Origin of the sequence: Salegentibacter flavus (assembly GCF_900115145.1) — a bacterium.
Taxonomy (GTDB): Bacteria; Bacteroidota; Bacteroidia; order Flavobacteriales; family Flavobacteriaceae; genus Salegentibacter; species Salegentibacter flavus.
This window is the reverse complement of record NZ_FOVL01000002.1, coordinates 216,725-235,731: the sequence shown is the minus strand read 5'-3', so window position 1 is coordinate 235,731 and position 19,007 is coordinate 216,725. Positions and strand designations below refer to the sequence as shown.

Genomic DNA, 19,007 nt, shown 5'->3' with positions numbered 1-19,007 from the left:
GTTTAAGATCTTTTAAATGGCAAAAGAGGAAAAATCTAAAATTGTTGAAAACGCTTATGGCAAAACCGGAGAGGAAGTCATAAAAGAACTTTCTGCAGATCCTGACAATGGTCTTTCGGATAAGGAAGCTAAAAAGAGGAAAAAAAAATATGGAGCAAACGTTCTGGAAGAACAAAAAGAACGCAGCATCTGGCAGATAATTCTTGCTCAATTAAACAACCCTATCATTTATTTATTAACTGCAGCAGCATTACTGGCATTCCTGTTTGGTGATTATGCCGAAGGCACAGCTATAATTATCGTTCTCATCATTAACACGGTAATAGGCTTTTGGATGGAGTTTAAAGCCCAAAAGTCTATGGAAGCCTTGAAAAATATGGATAAAATCGAGGCAAGGCTGTTACGAGATGGGCAGGTAAAAAAAATTAATGCTGAAGAAATTGTTCCCGGCGATATTTTACTGGTAGAAGCCGGTGATTTATTATCAGCCGATGCCCGAATTTTAGAAGCAACCGAATTAGCTATTGATGAATCTCCGCTAACCGGAGAGTCTGTTCCTGTCAATAAATCTACTGAACCTATTGAAGAAAAAACACAGGTTGCCGACAGAACAAATATTCTCTACAAAGGGACCGCCGTCACAGGAGGAACGGCTAAGGCTGTGGTATATAGTACAGGGATGAGTACGGAGCTCGGAAGTATTTCGGCCATGGTTGGCGAAGAAAAAAAGGACGAAATCCCGTTAAACCAAAAACTAAACAAACTTACCAGGCACCTCATTTTCGTAACAATAGGCCTGGCTGTAGCTTTCCTTATTTTTGGCTACCTATCTGGAAAAGAACTTTACATATTAATTCAAACTTCAATTGCCTGGACGATTGCCGCAATTCCTGAAGGACTTCCTATCGTAGCCAGTATTGCTTTGGCCCGCGGGATGCTTAGGCTGGCAGAAAAGAACGTTGTCGTTAAAAAACTTGAAGCAGTAGAGACGCTTGGGGAAACCACTGTGATTTTTACCGATAAAACCGGAACGCTTACCAAAAATCAGCTCACCGTAGACACTTTTTATTTTCCGGGTAATGTTAGGATGAGCGTAGACTGGCATTCCGGAAAGCAGCCGGGTATGAAAGAAAAAGAAGCTCCCGAAGAAAACCCCAATTTTAAGCAAATCTTTAAAATTTCGGTGCTTGCCAATGATGCAATGCTGGATGGAGAAGAAGAAAATCAGGAATCTATTGAAGAAAATAGTAATGAAGAGCAGGGGAAAACTTCAAAAGATGCTAAGATAGAAAAGTCAGCCGTTACTGCTGAATCAGAAGACAAAAATACATCAGAAGAAAAATCAAATATAGGGAAAAAACCCAAAGTAACTTCGGGAGAAGATCAGGAAAAAGAAAGCAGCGAAACTGATCATGAGAAAAAAGACATAGACATAAATGTTGATGTCCAAAAAGATGGGGTAAGCGTAGATGCTAAAACAAAAAACGAAGAAGACGGGGAGAAAAGCGATATGGATATTGATATTTCGACAAGTGATGAAGGTATAAATATCCACATTCGCAAAAACACAATACCAAAAGAAGAAAAGGAAAAACCAGATGTTTCCAAAGAAGAAAATAATAGGAAACCCAACAAGAAAGATAGCAACGATTGGGATGACGAAGAAATAATTGAAGAAGAAGAGGAAGAAGAAGAATTACAGGAAGAGGAAAGTGAAAACGGAGATGACATTGGGGAAAATGAAAGCGGTAAAGGAGAAGGAGATCCCCTGGAAATAGCGCTGCTTAATTACACCCGTAAATTCAGTAAAAGCCGTTATAAAAAATTCCGTAACCTAAAAAGGGAACTTCATGACCCATTTGATTCTGAATCTATGGTAATGGGATCGGTTAATGAAGATGAAGACGGAGAAGGTTTCTATGTTGCCGGAAAGGGAGCCGCCCATGCTATTTTGGAACGCTCATCTAAGGTTCTGGAAAATGGGGAGGAAAAGGAACTTTCAGAAAAAGATAAAGAGTTCTGGAACAACAAAAATGATGAACTTTCTGATGAAGGTTTGCGGGTTTTAGGTTTTGCTTACAGAAAAACCAATTCCCTACCTGAAGAGGAAGAATTTCTGCAAGATTTAACCTTTGCCGGCTTCATCGGTTTTCTGGACCCGCCAAGAAAAGAGGTGGCCGAGGCTATTAACACCTGCAGGGAAGCCGGGATCAAAGTAATTATGGTAACTGGTGACCACCCCGGAACCGCTCGAAATGTTGGAAAACAGGTGAAACTTTATAAAAATGAAGGCGACAAAAAATCCAGAATCATTAATGGAAAAGAACTGAAGGAAAAGCTGGAAAATGAAAAAGATTCCGGTATTACCGAAACTTCAATCTTTTCGCGCGTAGATCCTTCTCAGAAGTTAAGCTTGATAAAGCATTTCCAGAAGCGGGGAGAAATAGTTGGAATGACCGGCGATGGTATAAATGACGCCCCTGCCTTAAAGAGGGCCAATATAGGTATTGCCATGGGAAAACGGGGCACCCAGGTTGCCCAGGAAGTTTCAGACATGGTCCTTAAAGACGACACCTTTGAATCTATTGTAAAAGCCATTAAACAAGGCCGTATAATCTTTGGAAATATCAGGAAATTCATAATTTATCAGTTATCCTATCACTTAAGCGAAATTCTTATTATTGCATCTATCAGTTTCGGATTACTAGCCTTACCCCTGCTCCCATTGCAATTGCTTTTTCTTAACCTGCTTTCAGATGTGTTCCCGGCACTCGCACTGGGGGTGGGAGAAGGAAACCCTGGTATCATGAAAGAACCACCCAAAGACCCGGAAGAACCGCTAATAACCAAAAAGAACTGGATCCAGGTGGCGCTATATGGAGTGATCCTTACAATCTGCATAACCGGCGCCTATTTATACGCGCATTTTGTATGGGGAGAATCGGAAGAAATCACCAATAATGTAGCTTTTTTCAGCCTTGCTATTGCCCAACTGCTTCACGTTTTCAATATGCGGGAAGCCACAGAAAATATATTCAACAACCAGGTTACCCGTAACAAATTCATCTGGTATGCCCTCGCTTTCTGTGCTGCGGTATTAGTGGCAGCTTACCATATCCCGACTATTTCTGAAGTTCTATCCTTCCATGAACTTGAAATGCACATCTGGGGATTAATATTAATTACCAGTATACTGCCTTTAATCATTATTCAATTAATTAAATTAATCAGAAAAGACTTTTAAGAATAAAATGACTAACAAAAAGTGCGATCCAATAAATTAAATAAATAAGATGTTCTAATAACCAAGAAATAAACACCTATGAAAATTGTAACCTTAACCCTGAATCCGGCGCTGGATAAAAGCACATCTATAGATAGGTTGCAGGCGCAGAAGAAATTACGATGTGAAGAACCTGTTTATCATCCCGGCGGCGGTGGAATTAACGTTTCAAGGGCCATAAAGATCCTTGGGGGCGATTCGCTGGCAATTTATGCAGGAGGTGGACCTGTTGGCGATAAAATTGAAGAACTGCTTAAAAAGGAAGAAGTAAATCAACAGCGCATCAACATAAAAGAAAATACACGGGAAAATTTGATGGTTGTTGAAAGTTTAACAGGAAATCAATATAGATTCGGGATGCCGGGAGCAAATGCAGGACAGGAAGGCCTTCAGAAATGTCAGGATGCAATAAAGAATCTTCCCGATGATGTGAAATACCTGGTTGCCAGTGGCAGTTTACCTCCGGATGCTCCGGATGATTTCTATGGGACAATAGCGGAAATTGCCAAAAGCAAAAATATTAAATGCATAATAGACACTTCAGGGAAAGCTTTAGTGAAAGCTTCAGAAATGGGAGTTTATATCTTGAAGCCCAATTTAGGAGAGTTAAGTACGCTGGCAGAGAAAGAGGAAATCTCAGGATTGGAACAGGAAGAGATCGCAAAAAAAATAATAAACGAAGGCAAAGCAGACATCCTAATAGTTTCCCTGGGTGCTAGGGGAGCAATGGTAGTAACTAGAGACACTATTGAATATGTGGTGCCTCCTACCGTCAAACAGGATAGCACAGTTGGTGCCGGAGATTCTATGGTTGGAGGGTTGGTTTTATCTCTTTCCCGCGGAGATTCATTACTGGATGCAGTAGAATGGGGAGTAGCCGCAGGTACTGCTGCCACAATAACCCCCGGAACAGAGTTGTGCCGTAAAAAAGACGTGGAAAAGATATTCGAATGGCTTAGTGAAAAAGAAATAAAGTAGACACCTATTAAAAGATCAAAAAAACAGAACCTTTTTAAAATCAATACTCAGAAAACAAAAAATTAGAAACTGAATTTTGAAACAGTTGTAAAAAATGAAAAAGAAAGTAATCTTAATGATTCTGGATGGCTGGGGAATTGCTCCGGAAGAGGAAAAAGACGCATCTGCCATTGTACAGGCAAATACACCTTTTATGGACAAGATCTGGCAGGAACAGCCCCATACCCAGTTGCAAACTCACGGAATTGCTGTTGGCTTGCCGGAAGGCCAGATGGGAAATTCTGAAGTAGGCCATATTAATATTGGTGCTGGCAGAGTGGTATATCAGAACCTGGTTAAAATAGATCTGGCGATTAAAGACACAAGCCTTAATAAGAATATTGTTTTGAAAGATGCATTTGATTATGCTAAAAAAGAAAGAAAAAAGGTGCATTTAATGGGCCTGATATCTAATGGAGGTGTTCATTCTCACATAGATCATCTTAAAGCACTTTGCAGCATTGCAGCTGAACAGGACGTCCACGAAGTTTATATTCATGCATTTACCGATGGCCGGGATGCCGATCCAAAAAGTGGCATTGGTTTCATAGAGTCTCTGCAGGAACATTTTCAAAAAACAACCGGAAAATTAGCCAGTATAATGGGCCGTTATTACGCTATGGACCGTGGTAAAAACTGGGATAGGACCGCAACAGCATACCGGGCACTGGTAAATGGAGAATCTGAGACAAAAGTAATAGCTGAGAAATGGAAGGAAACAGTAAAGAAAAAATATGAAGAAGATGAAACCGACGAATTCTTAAAACCAATAGTTTCAACTCAAGACGGTGAACCTGTAGCAACTATCCAGGATGGGGATGTGGTAATTTGTTTTAACTATCGTACCGATCGTTCCCGACAGTTAACGCAGGCCCTCACTCAAAAGGATTTTCCGGAGTACCACATGAAAAAACTCGATTTGCGATATATTACCATGACCCGCTATGATAAAACATTTAAAAATATACCGGTGTTATTTGAAGAAGAAGATCTCAACAATACTTTAGGGGAAGTATTATCGAGAAATGGTAAAAAACAAATCAGAATCGCTGAGACTATAAAATACCCGCACGTAACTTATTTTTTTAGTGGTGGAAGAGAAAAGGAATTTGAAGGGGAAACCAGGATTATGATCGATTCTCCTGATGTTTCCACGTTCGATCAAAAACCGGAAATGAGTGCAGAAGGAATACGCGATGCGATTATTCCCAAATTAAAAAAAAGAACCGCCGATTTTATCTGCCTTAATTTTGCCAATCCTGATATGGTAGGCCATTCAGGGGATATGGGAGCTACAAAAAAAGCTTGTGAAACTGTAGATTCCTGTACAGAGGCAGTGGCTAAAACAGCCCTGGAAAATGATTATACGGTAGTTATCATTGCAGATCACGGCAACGCCGATAAAATGGAAAATGATGACGGCACCCCCTTCACAACTCATACTATAAATCCTGTTCCCTGTATTTTATTAGGCGCTAACAAAGATCTGGAATTATCTGAAGGAAAATTAAGTGACATTGCACCTACCATTCTTTCATTGATGGGCATTGATGCTCCTGAAGAAATGAGCGGAGATGTTTTAATACGAAAAAAATCAAAATCATCGGTGTAAGCCCACAAGGTATGTCCCGATAATTCGAGAGGAAAATACTTTTAAAAATTTGCGGCAAGCCTCGGAGAATTAAACCCTCAATGAGGGATTTAACCGTGAATTCTTGAAATTACTGCCATTGATCGATCAAGCCTCCAATAAAAAAAGCAACAGCAGCCGCAGCCCCTCCAATTAGTAACATCTCCCCTCCCGCCAGATAAGGATTGCCTCCAGTAAGTTTTGTTCTCAATGCTCCAACCCCAAATAAAGCCAAACCGGTAGCTATGCCTGAAAAGACAAAAGAGTTTGAGGTAAGAGCTATAAAAAAATATGGTGCAAGTGGTATTATCCCAACAATTACAAAAGCCAAAAAAGTAAATAAGGCTGCAATTTTGGGATTATGTTTTTCCTGTTCCTCCAGGTTATTGCTTTTTTTTCTGGCCAATTCAGCTTTGTTTGCCAGGAAGTCTGAAGAAGCCATGGAAAAGCCATCTGCAAATAAGGATGCAAACCCCACAACCAAAATGGCCGTATTACCCAAATTTGCACCTTCTACACTGGCAACAATGGCAAAAGTTGTTATGACCCCATCATTTGCCCCGTAGACCGCATCTTTTATGTATCTGGTCAGTAATTTTAAATAAGCCATAGCATTCTATTCAAATAATTTATCTCCACCCCCTTCTAAAACTCAATCATTTAAAAATAGCCTTATTCAAACCCATTATCAATGATGGTGATCATAAATTTCACTCAGGGATGTAACTGGGGATGTTTGAATTCAGTTTTTACTTTTTTTAAAAAAATCTAATGATTACTTCACTATTAATAATATAAACAATTCAAATTTAACATATTATGAATATTCCTTTTATCAAAATAGCTTTAAATTATAGTTGGTCTTTACAAGGCAATAAATACTTATTACAAGCCAAAATTTAAACATTCAAATATTTTAAGACATGAGTAAATATATACGATTTTTTAGCGATTTAAGTAACGAGGATACCACCGAAGTGGGTGGAAAAAATGCTTCTCTTGGTGAAATGATAAGTCAGCTGGGACCAAAAGGAATTCGAATTCCTGCAGGATATGCTACTACCGCCCAGGCATATTGGGATTACCTGGAACACAATGGGCTTAGAGAAAAACTTACCAACCTGCTTCAAAAACTAGATACCAAAGAGTTCAAAAACCTTAGAGAAACAGGGAAAAATGCCCGTGAATTTATTTTAAAAGGGAAATTCCCTGATGACCTTGCGGAAGAAATAAAGGAAGCCTACGCGCAACTTGAAGAAAAAGAAGAAGTATTATCCAGTGTGGCAGTACGAAGCAGCGCAACTGCTGAAGATCTTCCTGAAGCCTCTTTTGCAGGCCAGCATGATTCTTTCCTGAATATCCAGGGACCCGAAAACACACTAAAAGCCTGTAAAAAATGTTTTGCCTCTCTTTTTACCGACAGGGCAATAAGGTACAGGGAGCACAATGGATTTGAACATATGAAAGTAGCTCTCTCTGCCGGGGTGCAAAAAATGGTGCGTTCAGATAAAGCCTCAGCAGGTGTTGGGTTTACCATTTTGCCAGATAGCGGATACGAAAAAGTACTTTTTCTCACCGGTTCCTGGGGGCTAGGAGATAATGTAGTACAAGGGGTGGTAAATGCCGATGAATTTTATGTTTTTAAACCAGCTTTAAAAAAAGGAATGCGCTCAATCATTTCCAAAAAATTGGGCACCAAAGAAAAAACAATGGTTTATGCCTCTGGTAGCGGAAAAAATGATACCACAACTACGAACAAAAAAACCCCAGCAAAAAAGCAAAAGCAATATGTTCTTACCGATGATGAAGTTATACAATTGGCAGTTTGGTCTTTGGAAATCGAAGATCATTATAAAAGGGCAATGGATATCGAATGGGCCAAAGATGGGGAAAGCCACGAGCTATATATTGTCCAGGCTAGGCCGGAAACAGTACATTCAGGAAAGGATAAATCAAAAATCAAAGAATACCATTTAAAAGAAGAAGGAAAAGTCATTACCATGGGTACCGGGATTGGAGAAAGGATCACCAAAGGAAAAAGCCGCATTCTGAGTTCTCCCGATGAATCTGACAAACTGCAAAAGGGAGATGTTTTGGTAACTGAAATTACAAATCCCGATTGGGATAATGTGATGAAAAAAGCATCTGCTATTGTCACAAACAGTGGAGGCCGAACCAGCCATGCAGCCATTGTAGCCCGAGAACTTGGTGCTGTGGCGGTAGTTGGCACCGAAAACGCAACCGAAGTGATTAAAGACGGACAGGAAATTACCGTTTCCTGTGCCGGGGGAAATATTGGAAAAATATTCGAAGGTTTATTGGAATGGGAGGAGAAAGAAATAGATTTCGCCAAACAGGAAGAACCTGAAACCGAGGTGATGTTAATACTCGCCGATCCTGACCTGGCATATACTTACAGCAATTACCCTGTAAAAGGTGTGGGATTAATGCGGTTGGAGTTCGTTATAAACAACGTCATCCAAATCCATCCCCTTGCGCTTCGGTATTTCGATAAACTAAAAGACAAGGAAGCAAAAAAGAGAATTTCAGAATTAACTGCTTCCTACGAGGAGAAACATCTTTTTTTCGTTGAAAAATTAGCGGAAGGTGTTGCAACTATTGCTGCTGCATTTTATCCCCGCGAGGTCATTGTAAGAATGAGCGATTTTAAATCGAATGAGTATGCGAATTTAATAGGCGGAAAGGAATTTGAACCTGATGAGGAAAACCCCATGTTAGGTTTCAGGGGTGCTTCCAGATACTACAGTGAAAAGTATAAAGATGGTTTTGAAATGGAATGTGAGGCCATGAAAATCGTAAGGGACGAAATGGGGTTTACCAATGTAAAGCTGATGATCCCCTTTTGCCGAACTGTAGAAGAAGGAAAAAAAGTACTTAATCTCATGGGTGATTTCGGATTGAAACAAGGCTGGAATGATTTGGAGATCTATGTCATGAGCGAAATTCCTTCAAATGTACTTCAGGCTGAAGAATTCGCTGAGATCTTTGATGGTTTCTCCATAGGCTCCAATGATCTAACCCAGCTCACTTTAGGTCTGGACCGGGATTCGGCATTGGTGAGTGATTTATTTGATGAAACCAATCCATCTTCCAAACAAATGATAAGTATGGCGATTGAGAAGGCCAAAAAGAAAGGCAAAAAAATAGGCTTATGCGGACAAGCACCAAGTGACATTCCTGAATTCACCCAATTCCTGGTAGAGCAGGGAATAAACAGTATTTCCTTTAATCCGGATGCTGTAGCCAAGGGAATCAAGAATATTTTAGAAGCTGAAAAAAGAGGACGAAGATGAAAAGTGTAAAAGACAATTTATCAAGGATAAAAAAATGACCGGACACAAAAGACAATTCCTATGGAAATTGATCAAAAACACCCCTATCATAGTATAAGCATTGAAGAAACCTTAGAGAAAGTTTCAGGTAAAAAAGAAGGTCTTTCATCTGAAGAAGCACAGAAAAGACAGGAGAAGTTTGGAAAAAACAAACTCCCCGAGAAAGGAGGAATGAATCCATTTTTACTATTCCTGAAACAGTTCAAAGACTTTTTAATACTAATCCTGTTCATTGCTGCCGGTGTAGCCTGGTGGGCTGACCAAATGGCCGATGTGTATATCATTTTAGCAGTTATTTTGTTCAATGCTATAATGGGTTTCACCCAGGAATATAAAGCCGAAAAGGCCATTGAGTCTATTAAAAGCCTGGTGAAGAAAAAAGCTTATGTACTGCGTAATGGGAAGGAAGAAGAAATGCCTGCGGAAGAGGTAGTACCTGGTGATGTCATAATACTGAAAGAAGGCTCCACGGTTCCCGCAGACGGTCGTTTGCTGGAAAGAAAAGATTTACGTGCAACCGAAGCTTCCCTCACCGGGGAGTCCATGCCCGTTGAAAAGAAAACAGAACCTGTAGATAAGAATGCTGCAATAGGAGATCGCGCCAATATGGTCTGGAAAGGCACTAATATTGCCCGGGGAGAAGGCAAGGCAGTCGTAACCGCTATTGGCAAACAAACCGAAATTGGTGAAATCGCCCGTTCCATGGGTGAAATGAAAATACAGGACTCCAATTTCAAAAAGAAAACAAGTAAGTTGGGTAAGCAGATGGCTATTATTGCCATAACCACGGCATTGATCGTCTTTGCCATTGGCTACTGGTATCGCCACTTAATCTTTCAGGATATCCTGCTGGTGACTATAGCCACGCTGGTATCATCTATTCCGGAAGGTTTACCCGTTGTGATTTCTATTGTACTGGCAATTGGTGCCAACCGCATGGCCAAGAAAAAAGCCATTATCAGGGAGTTTACGGCCACCGAAATGATGGGCTCTGTTTCCACTATCTTATCTGATAAAACAGGTACCATTACCCAAAGTATATTAACAGTTAAAAAAATATTTACCGGCAGCGGACAGGAGCTATCTGTTTCCGGAAGTGGTTATCAGCTGGAAGGAGATTTTAAAAAAGAAGATGAAAACATTAACCTGGATAAAAATCCTGTTGAAAGTAAACTTATGGCCATTGCCGCTTTCTGTAACAATGCCTCCATAAAGAGCAAAGAGGAGAAAGAGAAAAAGGAGGAAAATAGAAAGGAAGACGAGGATAAAGATCAGGATGAGGGACCAAAGGTAACGGGCGACCCTACAGAAGCGGCCATGCTTGTGATGAGCCGAAAGGCAAAAATTAAACAGAAAGAACCTTATAAGAACTATAAGCTCCTGGATGACCTACCTTTTAATTCAGAACAAAAATTCCGTGCAAGCCTAATAGAAACCGAAGAAGGCCCGGAAATTTTTGCCATAGGAGCGCCGGAAAGGATACTGGAGCTCAGCAGTCATTGGCTAAGCCCTGATAGTCCACAAGAGATGACAGATGAAAAAAGAGAAGAGATAGGTGATAAAATAGATCAATGGACTGGAGAGGCCATGCGCGTACTCTCCCAGGGGTACAAAAATGCAAATGGCAAGAATAGTTTAAAGGCAGATGATGTAAAGGATCTCGTTTGGGTAGGTATCACCGGCATCATAGATCCTCCAAGAAAAGGAGTTAAAGAGTCTATCCAGGAGTGCAAAACCGCCGGTGTGCGAGTGATGATGGTTACCGGAGATCATAAAAAAACAGCGGCGGCTATCGCTGTGCAAGTAGGCATTGTAGAGAGTAAAGAGCAAGAAGAAGGAGACAAGTACCCGGTATCACTCACCTCCAAAGAACTGGATGTGAAAGATGAAAAATTTGATGATTTTTTAGAACATGTGAATGTATATGCTCGGGTAGGTCCACAAACCAAACTTCGCATTGCCGAAAGGCTTCAGGCGAAAGATACCATGGTGGCCATGACTGGTGATGGAGTAAACGATGCACCGGCTCTAAAGCGTGCCGATGTAGGTATTGCTATGGGCCAGCGAGGTACTGATGTAGCCAAAGATGCCTCCCAAATCGTGTTGCAGGACGATAATTTCAGCAGTATTGTTAATGCCATACGGGAAGGAAGAATTGTATTTGAGAATGTAAAAAAAACCAGTTATTTCCTGCTTACCACTAATTTTGCTTCTACTTCCGTGCTCATTGTAGGTCTGTCGTTGGGTTTCCCAATTCCGTTAACCGCAGCTATGATTTTATATGTAAACCTAATAACAGATGGGGTAATGGACATTGCGCTGGCTACCGAGCCAGGCCATGGAGAAATCATGCATCAGCCACCAGTAAAGAAAAGTGCCAGTATTCTGAACTGGGATATAGCTCCCTACCTGCTCTTGATGGCCGCCATAATGGTTACCCTATCTTTGTTTGTTCTAGATTATTACATGCCTCAGGGAACAGCTATGGCCAGGACAGGCACCTTTTTAATGGTTGCCATGACGCAGCTTTATAACGTATTCAATATGCGTTCCCTCCGACAGTCAATTTTTGAAATAGGCATATTTTCAAACAAATGGATCAATATTGCCTTTGTTGCTTCCTTAGGCGGGCAGATAGCGGTTATAAAAATACCATTCCTCCGCGACCTGTTTGGCTTCGAAGAGTTGCCTATCCTGCACTTCCTGGTGATTTTCGCCCTTTCTTCTCTGGTTCTCTTTGGAGGCGAACTGTATAAATATTTAAAATTTAAAAAAAGCCTTTTTTAAAATGAAAATTACAGCTTATAATATCTCACCATATGAAAAGCCTTATCTGAAAAAAGCAAACAATGGCAAATTTGAATTACCTAAAAAAAATTACGTGGAAGCCCATATAGCTAAGTAATTAATGATTGTAATGCTGAAATGACACATTGCAATCAATAATGCCAAAAGAAAATTCGTTGGCACCTACCACAAAATCAAGAAAAAATACCTGCAACTATACCTCAACGAATTTATATACGAGCTAAATAGGAGTTATTTTGAGATAAAATTTTTGAAAGGTTAGTAATAGCGAGCATTACAGCGAGTAGACGCTAAACAGATATACAATAATTTATGAATATTTTTAATAATTGCTGATTTTCAAGCAATAGAATTACTAGTTGAAAAACACAAATATAATGTTTGAAGATAGTTCTTTTTCAATACTTTTTACAATAGTCATCATGTTTTTTGATTCCTCTGCCATTGTCGCAACTAACCAAACGACTGGGACTTCCAGACATTATTGCATATCTGGTTGCAGGAATTCTTTTGAGGCTTTCTGGTTTGAATTTTTAAATAAGCAAGCCTTGGTTGATATGGAATTCATCACCCATATGGTTCTCGGGTTTGTCGCTTTTAAAATCGGATTGGAAATGAGGCTTAAGTGATTTTGACCCTGTTCTCCAATTTTCGCTCACAAAAATTTTTAAATATTTGAGATCCAGGCACATATTAGATATATTCCTTCAATCACATTAGGACAATCGGTATTTAAATCAAATTCAACTTTTTCTGCCGGATCCGGGAAATCTACATAAGCTAATCTCGCAGCCAAATAGTCCTGGTCAAATCCGAATGCCGATGCAGGCAAAAGAGCAACCCCGGTATCTTTTAATAATTGTTGACACAAATCATTTGAGGTTTTAACGCCGTAATTATTGAGCTTTTCTTTATGCAAGGAAAAATCGGGAAAAAGGTAGAATCCTCCTTGTGGCAGATGTACCCGTATTCCAGATGAATTTAACTGCTCTGCACAAAAGTTCCCTATTTGATTTAGAATATGTGTTTGCTTCTTCAGATAGGGTACTATTTCATCATAATTCTTATATGCCACTTTTGCCGCTAATTGAACAGGAGTTGGAGCACAAGAATATGTTTCAGAGCCAATCCCAATCAAAGCTTGTTTGAATTCGGGTTCGATATTGTTATAAAGTAAAGCCGCACCAAAACGCCAGCCCCCAACCCCACACCATTTGGACAGGCCTGTGGTTGTTATGGTTCTCTCCGGATAATAATTGGAAAAAGAAAGATGGGAATGGTTATGGTCAAGTAAACCGTAAATTTCGTCCGAAATTACCAATATGTTCAATGCTTTTGAGGCTTGGGCAATATCCTTAAGTTCATCTTCGGTATAGGATAATCCATCTGGATTTCCGGGATAGTTCAATATCATGACAGAAGCCTCGTGCTGCTTGTTTTTAGCTGCTTCATTTATTGATTTGGAACTTATTCTCCATCGCTCTTCAAAGGAAGTATTTACTTTTATGACATTGTGTCCCGCAAGTTTTGCCTGTGGGGAATAGGAGACCCACGATGGAGCGGGAATAAAAACATCGGCTTTTTCGAATGCCAGCAGAATATTGAAGATCAATATTTTTGACCCCGGGGCAATTAATATATTTTCGGGGTCAACTTGCAATCCGTTGTGTGCTTTGTGGAACTGTGCCATATATTCCCTGAGTTCCAAATCACCCTGAACTGATGAATATTCCTTGTGATGTGCTGAATTTTTTAAGGCTTCCAAAACAGATTTGGGAGGCATAAAAGGGGATTGTCCAAATCCAAATGCGATCACTTTTTTATTTTGGACTGCTAAGTTTTTTGATTGGGTATTGATCAGTAAAGTTTGTGACACTTCTACTTGTCTATACATAATGTGAATTTTATTTTTTCGTATCCTGTTATTTAGCATCCAAGGTAAAGGTTCTATTCGCCCCCCCTGATAATGGTAGGTTTTGCCCTAACGAAAACTTTTTATGCAACCTCAATTGAAATGAATTTCAAGGGACTTATAAGTGATTTGCCGAAAAGGTTTTTACGTTTTGGGATCCTCTTTCAAAGCTTCAAATCCGGAAATCAAATCAAATAATTCTTCATCAATGGCGCTTTGACGCCTGTGATGGAATTTACCGCCAAGATCATCCAACATCTCATCTATATTTTTTTCAGCCCGTTGCATAGCGGCTAAACGACTTGAGTTTTCACTGACCGAAGACTCTGCACTTGCCTTAAACAACGAAACAAAAAGAAATTCCCGGATAAGTGCCTTCAGGGTTGATTCTTTTCCTCCGGCAACCTGCGGTAAATTTTTTGTAGGCCATTTTTGAACATCTAATACATGCAACCATTTTTTTTCCAACGGTAACAATTTTTGCATTACAGACTTGTAACCTGTTGGGGGTTTTGGTTGGTTATGAAACAGGTAATATTCCTTCATTTCTTCTGTTTCAAAATTTTCGAGACTTTTAATCAATATTTCTCTAACCAGAACGGTAATTGCGTTAACCGAATTTGGAACGGAAAAAAGTTTTGTTACATTAAGTCCGAGATCCATCAATCGGAATTGAATACGCTCACCTACCACCCAGATTTCTTTTTCGCCTGGAAATTCCTGAAGGGAGTTCGAAACAAAATCGGAAAGGGAATCATTAAAAGGCCCAACAAGGCCCTGATCGGACCCAAAAACAATGGCGCAAATTGATTTTGAATCGTTTTTTTTTGAGGTTAAATCTTCTTCCTTTAGATTGATGTCCTGTTCACTAAAAAAGGCGAGAATCCCCAAGGTTACGGTACGGTAATAATCTCCCAGGGAATTTACGGCAGACTCATATTGTCCAATATTTGAAGCTGCCATGGTTTTCATGGTCCGGACGACCGATTTGAGATCTCCTGCTCCTCCTAGTTTTCTGCGTAAGCTCTCTAAGGTGTCCATTATGTTCAGTTCTTTTTTGGTTCCGGTTTCTCCTGAAAAGAAGAAAGTTTCTCATCGGCAATTTCCAGGATTGACTGTCGGTCCTCATCGCTCAACTTTTTATCTGAAAATATCCGGTCAATAATTTCCTCAGGAATTTCATTGGCTTTCTCCAATAAAGAAACTTCAGCCTCCCGCATTTTGTCAAGTGGAATCGTATCAAAAAGACCGTTTGTTAATGCGAGAAGAACCATAATTTGTTCGGGAACTGCCATTGGCTGAAGTTCTGGTTGTTTCAGACCTTCACGAATTCGTTTTCCATGGTTGATCTTCTCTTTTGTGTCATCATCCAGGCGGGTTCCAAAACGGGCAAAACTCTCCAGTTCTTCAAACTGGGAATACGCGAGTTTTAAGTTACCGGTTATAGATTGAAAGGCCGGCAATTGTGCTTTTCCCCCAACACGGGAAACAGATTTGCCAATATCCACCGCTGGCAAAACACCTTGTTCAAATAATTTAGGGGAAAGATAAAGTTGACCATCATTTATGGAAATAAGATTTGTAGGAATATAGGCTGAAATATTTTGAGCTTCGGTTTCTATAATTGGCAAGGCAGTGAGTGATCCTCCTCCAAGATCTTCGTTTAAATGAGTCGCTCTTTCCAGTAATTTTGAATGTATATAAAAGATATCCCCCGGAAATGCCTCACGTCCCGGTGGCCTTCTCAGCAAAAGGGAAAGTTCTCGATAGGCACGGGCGTGATGAGTAAGATCGTCATAAACAATAAGCACATCTTTGCCTTGTTCCATAAAGTATTCTGCAATACTGGTAGCCGCATATGGGGCTATATATTTTAATCCGGGGGAGTTATTCCCTTCAGCAACTACCACAATGGTGTATTCCATTGCTCCTTTATCTTTCAGATTTGCGATTACTTTTGCAACCGAGGATGAGCGCTGTGAAATAGCACAATAAACACAAATTACATTTTTATCGTTTTGATTAAGTATGGTGTCAATTGCAATGGCAGTCTTTCCTGTTTGCCGGTCACCCAGGATTAATTCACGTTGCCCCCGGCCAATGGGAATCAAAGCATCCACCACTTTTAATCCCGTTTGCAATGGAACCCTAACCTCCGCTCTATCCATAATAGCAGGAGCAGGGCGTTGAATTGGCAAACGTTTATTAAAGGTGATATTTCCTTTGTCATCCATAGGTTTTCCCAACGGATTGATCACCCTCCCAATCAAGCCTTCTCCTACAGGAACATCCAATACCCGTCCTGTCAGTTCCACCTCATCGCCCACGCTCAAATCTGTATCTTCTCCCAAAAGAATTACACCTATTTCACTTTCATCAAGGTTGTAAGCAATTCCAAATAAATCATTGGGAAACTTCAGCAGTTCTTCAAAACCTGCACCTTGAAGTCCGGAAACCCTGACCACGCCAGATGATACGCTCATCACGTAACCAACTTCGCGGGGAGTAAGCGATGGAACGTAATTTTCCCTGCTCCGGGTTAATTTATCGAAGGTCCTCTTTAAAGTTTTATTTAATTCCCCTGACGGCATCTTATTGTTTTTCTGATCCTTTTTTGGATTCTTCTTCTATTGTTTCTGAAATATTTTTCTCCAGAGAATTCAGATACTCTGAAATACTCCAGGAAATTTTAAATCCGTTAGCAGTAAGTTCGATACCACTCACTAATTCCGGTACGGTTTTATATTGAAATTTGGTTTCGGTCCCTAAAATACCCGCAACTGTCTTTTGAATTTCAGTTTTCTGTTTTGAGGGAAGATCAAATGCGCTTCGAACCATAATTGGATCCGACTTAGATTTAAAAGCTTCCAGAAATTCTTTCTTTTCATCTTCTTTCAATTCATTTAGACGGCTGATGAAGACCTTTAGGGTTTGTTCCTCCATATCGAGGGAAGCAAGGTCTGAAAGAGCTTTTCTGGTAATTGCAAAAACTTCCTTCTGTACCTTTTCCTCGATCTCCTGGCTGAGATTCTGTTGGACTTCTTCCGAAGATTTTTTAAGTCGGGATCGAAATTTGCCGGCTTCTTTTCTAGCTTTTTCAAGAAGTTCCTCACGTTTTTCTTCAGATTCCTCAACGGCCTTTTTCATTAATTTCTTTTTTTTATCTTCAAAATCTTCATTTTTTTGTTTGAATTCCTCTTTTTCCTTTTGAGCTTCTTCTTTTTTTGATTCGGCCTCCTCAAGTTGAGAGGAAATTTTGTTTTCGCGTTCTTCAATGGCATTAAGAATTGGTTTATATAGAAATCGTTTGAGCAACCCCACTAAAATGAGGAAGTTAATTATCTGGGCAATTACGGTAAACCAATCAATTTGCATAATGAATATATTATTGAATAAAATGATTCCAGAACGGGTTAGCGAAAATGAGGATCATTGAAAGCACAAAACAATAAATGGCTGTAGATTCGATCATCGCCAATCCCACAAATAACGTCCTTGTAATAGTGGAAGAAGAATCAGGTTGCTGGGCTATAGAACTCAGTGCTTTTGATAAGGCTCTCCCTTCGCCTATTGCAGGGAACATAGTTCCTACTGCTGTTGTAAATCCGGCAGTAATTATTGAGACTACTGCAATTAGTGTTAAATCATCCATTTTTATCCTCTTTTTAGTTAATAGTTATATTGCTTTTATTTTTACCGCCCCAGCTATATAAACTGTTGCCAGAATACTAAAAATATAAGCCTGTATCATTCCTGTAAGCAGGCCAAGAACATTCATGATGACCGGAAAAATAAATGGCGCTATGCTTAAAAGTATGGCCACAATCATTCCTCCACTCATGATATTCCCAAACAACCTTATAGCAAGAGCCAGGGTTCGTGAAACCTCACTTATCAGGTTAAATGGCAACATCATAAACGTTGGTTTGAGATAACTTTTTAGATAACCTCCAAGGCCTTTCTTCCCAATACCAAAATAAGGCACAGACAGAAAGACGCTAATAGCCAAAGCCGCGGTAGCAGAAAGGGAACTTGTTGGTGGTTGATACCATGGAAAAATGACGAATAAATTGGCTAAGCCAATAAACAGGAATAAAGTTCCGATAAACCCGATATATTTTTCTGGTTTTTCAAGGCCTATTTCTTTTATTTGATTGTTTATCATTATTACGATTATCTCTAAAATCACTTGCCAGCGGGAAATATGAATTTCTACTTTGAGATTCCTGGTGATTAATCTTGATGAAATCACCAGAATCAGCATTAATGCCCATGTAGTAACAATGGTTAGATTAATATTAATAAAACCATATTCCCAAAATATAGTTTCATCAGGACTTAGCTTCATGACTTGTCTGTTTTTTTAATTGTATTGATTTTTCTTCAATAGATTTAGTCAGGTAAATAATGATAGTTCGGGCAATAATAAACCCTAAGACAGAAATAAGAAGGTTTTTCCAACTTCCCTGGGACAGGTAATAAAACCCAACTAAAGTAATACTCACCCGAATAAAAAAACTACCAATAAGCCATAATGCAGGCCTTTTTGAGGTAACCGCCTTTTTTACAGTGAACCAAAGCCCTCCAAAAAATAATATTCCTAAAACTAACCCGGCTGTGAGCACAAACACCATGTATATAATTTCATTCATCTTTTTCCTCTTTTGTAAGATTCAACTCTTCATCTTTATCGGTTGGATTCATCTCTCTATCTTCATTAGCCACCCAAAACCACGCTATCAGACAGCCTATTAATAAGCCTATGACCAAAAAGGTCAATGTCCAGGAAAAAGATTGAGGATAATTTTTATCTAACCAAATTCCTAAGATCGTTCCCAACAGCGTAGGTACGGCCACAGACCAGCCCACCATTCCGAACATTCCCAGCCCAGACCAAATGCTCTTTTTTTTATCGCGCAAGGCTTTAAGTTTGCGCCTTTCTTTTTTGCCCACCTGTTGGCTAAATGCATTCCCTTTATTTTTCTTATTTGCAGGTGCCATTAT

15 protein-coding genes and 1 pseudogene are annotated in these 19,007 nt (G+C 39.7%); 7 read left to right on the top strand and 9 right to left on the bottom strand.

Features of this window, described 5'->3' with window-relative positions:
• Positions 1–16 precede the first annotated feature (16 nt).
• The 3 genes from BM266_RS03295 to gpmI all read left to right on the top strand — a co-directional run bounded on the left by BM266_RS03295 (position 17) and on the right by gpmI (position 5,912).
• Positions 17–3,244 carry a cation-translocating P-type ATPase gene (locus tag BM266_RS03295; protein WP_093405800.1) on the top strand — a complete coding sequence of 1,076 codons (3,228 nt, stop codon included), beginning with the start codon at positions 17–19 and terminating at the stop codon, positions 3,242–3,244.
• 78 nt (positions 3,245–3,322) lie between these two features.
• Entirely contained in the window at positions 3,323–4,261 is a 939-nt protein-coding gene (locus tag BM266_RS03290; protein WP_093405798.1) for a 1-phosphofructokinase family hexose kinase, read from the top strand.
• A 94-nt stretch (positions 4,262–4,355) separates the two neighbouring features.
• Positions 4,356–5,912 carry a 2,3-bisphosphoglycerate-independent phosphoglycerate mutase gene (gpmI, locus tag BM266_RS03285; RefSeq protein ID WP_093405795.1) on the top strand — a complete coding sequence of 519 codons (1,557 nt, stop codon included), beginning with the start codon at positions 4,356–4,358 and terminating at the stop codon, positions 5,910–5,912.
• A 109-nt stretch (positions 5,913–6,021) separates the two neighbouring features.
• On the opposite strand, the gene BM266_RS03280 is transcribed toward gpmI, so the two are convergent.
• Complete coding sequence (locus BM266_RS03280) at positions 6,022–6,540, bottom strand: VIT1/CCC1 transporter family protein (RefSeq protein WP_093405793.1); 519 nt, start codon at positions 6,538–6,540, stop codon at positions 6,022–6,024.
• Positions 6,541–6,853: 313 nt separating this feature from the next.
• On the opposite strand from BM266_RS03280, the gene ppsA reads away from it, so the two are divergent.
• The 4 genes and pseudogenes from ppsA to BM266_RS03260 all read left to right on the top strand — a co-directional run bounded on the left by ppsA (position 6,854) and on the right by BM266_RS03260 (position 12,720).
• Positions 6,854–9,244 (top strand): phosphoenolpyruvate synthase, encoded by a 2,391-nt coding sequence (ppsA, locus tag BM266_RS03275; protein WP_093405790.1) that lies wholly within the window; start codon positions 6,854–6,856, stop codon positions 9,242–9,244.
• 60 nt (positions 9,245–9,304) lie between these two features.
• The gene (locus tag BM266_RS03270; RefSeq protein WP_093405788.1) at positions 9,305–12,070 is read left to right on the top strand and encodes a cation-translocating P-type ATPase; all 2,766 of its coding nucleotides are present in this window, start codon (positions 9,305–9,307) and stop codon (positions 12,068–12,070) included.
• Between the two features lie 142 nt (positions 12,071–12,212).
• Positions 12,213–12,385, top strand: a pseudogene (locus BM266_RS03265) (transposase); the annotation flags it as partial.
• Between the two features lie 83 nt (positions 12,386–12,468).
• Positions 12,469–12,720, top strand: coding sequence for a hypothetical protein (locus BM266_RS03260; RefSeq protein WP_139220585.1), 252 nt, complete (start codon positions 12,469–12,471; stop codon positions 12,718–12,720).
• 38 nt (positions 12,721–12,758) lie between these two features.
• Here BM266_RS03260 and BM266_RS03255 read toward each other — a convergent pair whose 3' ends face one another.
• The 8 genes from BM266_RS03255 to BM266_RS03220 all read right to left on the bottom strand — a co-directional run bounded on the left by BM266_RS03255 (position 12,759) and on the right by BM266_RS03220 (position 19,004).
• Positions 12,759–13,985 carry a pyridoxal phosphate-dependent aminotransferase gene (locus tag BM266_RS03255; RefSeq protein ID WP_175494746.1) on the bottom strand — a complete coding sequence of 409 codons (1,227 nt, stop codon included), beginning with the start codon at positions 13,983–13,985 and terminating at the stop codon, positions 12,759–12,761.
• A gap of 162 nt (positions 13,986–14,147) precedes the next feature.
• Positions 14,148–15,044, bottom strand: coding sequence for a F0F1 ATP synthase subunit gamma (locus BM266_RS03250; protein WP_175494745.1), 897 nt, complete (start codon positions 15,042–15,044; stop codon positions 14,148–14,150).
• A 5-nt stretch (positions 15,045–15,049) separates the two neighbouring features.
• Entirely contained in the window at positions 15,050–16,594 is a 1,545-nt protein-coding gene (locus BM266_RS03245; RefSeq protein WP_093405777.1) for an alternate F1F0 ATPase, F1 subunit alpha, read from the bottom strand.
• A 1-nt stretch (position 16,595) separates the two neighbouring features.
• The gene (locus BM266_RS03240) at positions 16,596–17,378 is read right to left on the bottom strand and encodes a F0F1 ATP synthase subunit B family protein (protein WP_093405775.1); all 783 of its coding nucleotides are present in this window, start codon (positions 17,376–17,378) and stop codon (positions 16,596–16,598) included.
• A gap of 10 nt (positions 17,379–17,388) precedes the next feature.
• On the bottom strand, positions 17,389–17,655 hold the full coding sequence (locus BM266_RS03235; RefSeq protein ID WP_093405772.1) for a F0F1 ATP synthase subunit C: 267 nt from the start codon (positions 17,653–17,655) through the stop codon (positions 17,389–17,391).
• A gap of 24 nt (positions 17,656–17,679) precedes the next feature.
• On the bottom strand, positions 17,680–18,351 hold the full coding sequence (locus tag BM266_RS03230) for a F0F1 ATP synthase subunit A (RefSeq protein ID WP_093405770.1): 672 nt from the start codon (positions 18,349–18,351) through the stop codon (positions 17,680–17,682).
• Complete coding sequence (locus tag BM266_RS03225) at positions 18,335–18,655, bottom strand: ATP synthase subunit I (RefSeq protein WP_093405767.1); 321 nt, start codon at positions 18,653–18,655, stop codon at positions 18,335–18,337. The genes BM266_RS03230 and BM266_RS03225 overlap by 17 nt, the downstream gene beginning before the upstream one ends.
• Positions 18,648–19,004: an AtpZ/AtpI family protein gene (locus tag BM266_RS03220; RefSeq protein WP_093405765.1), complete on the bottom strand. Its 357-nt coding sequence runs from the start codon at positions 19,002–19,004 to the stop codon at positions 18,648–18,650. The genes BM266_RS03225 and BM266_RS03220 overlap by 8 nt, the downstream gene beginning before the upstream one ends.
• Positions 19,005–19,007: the final 3 nt, after the last annotated feature.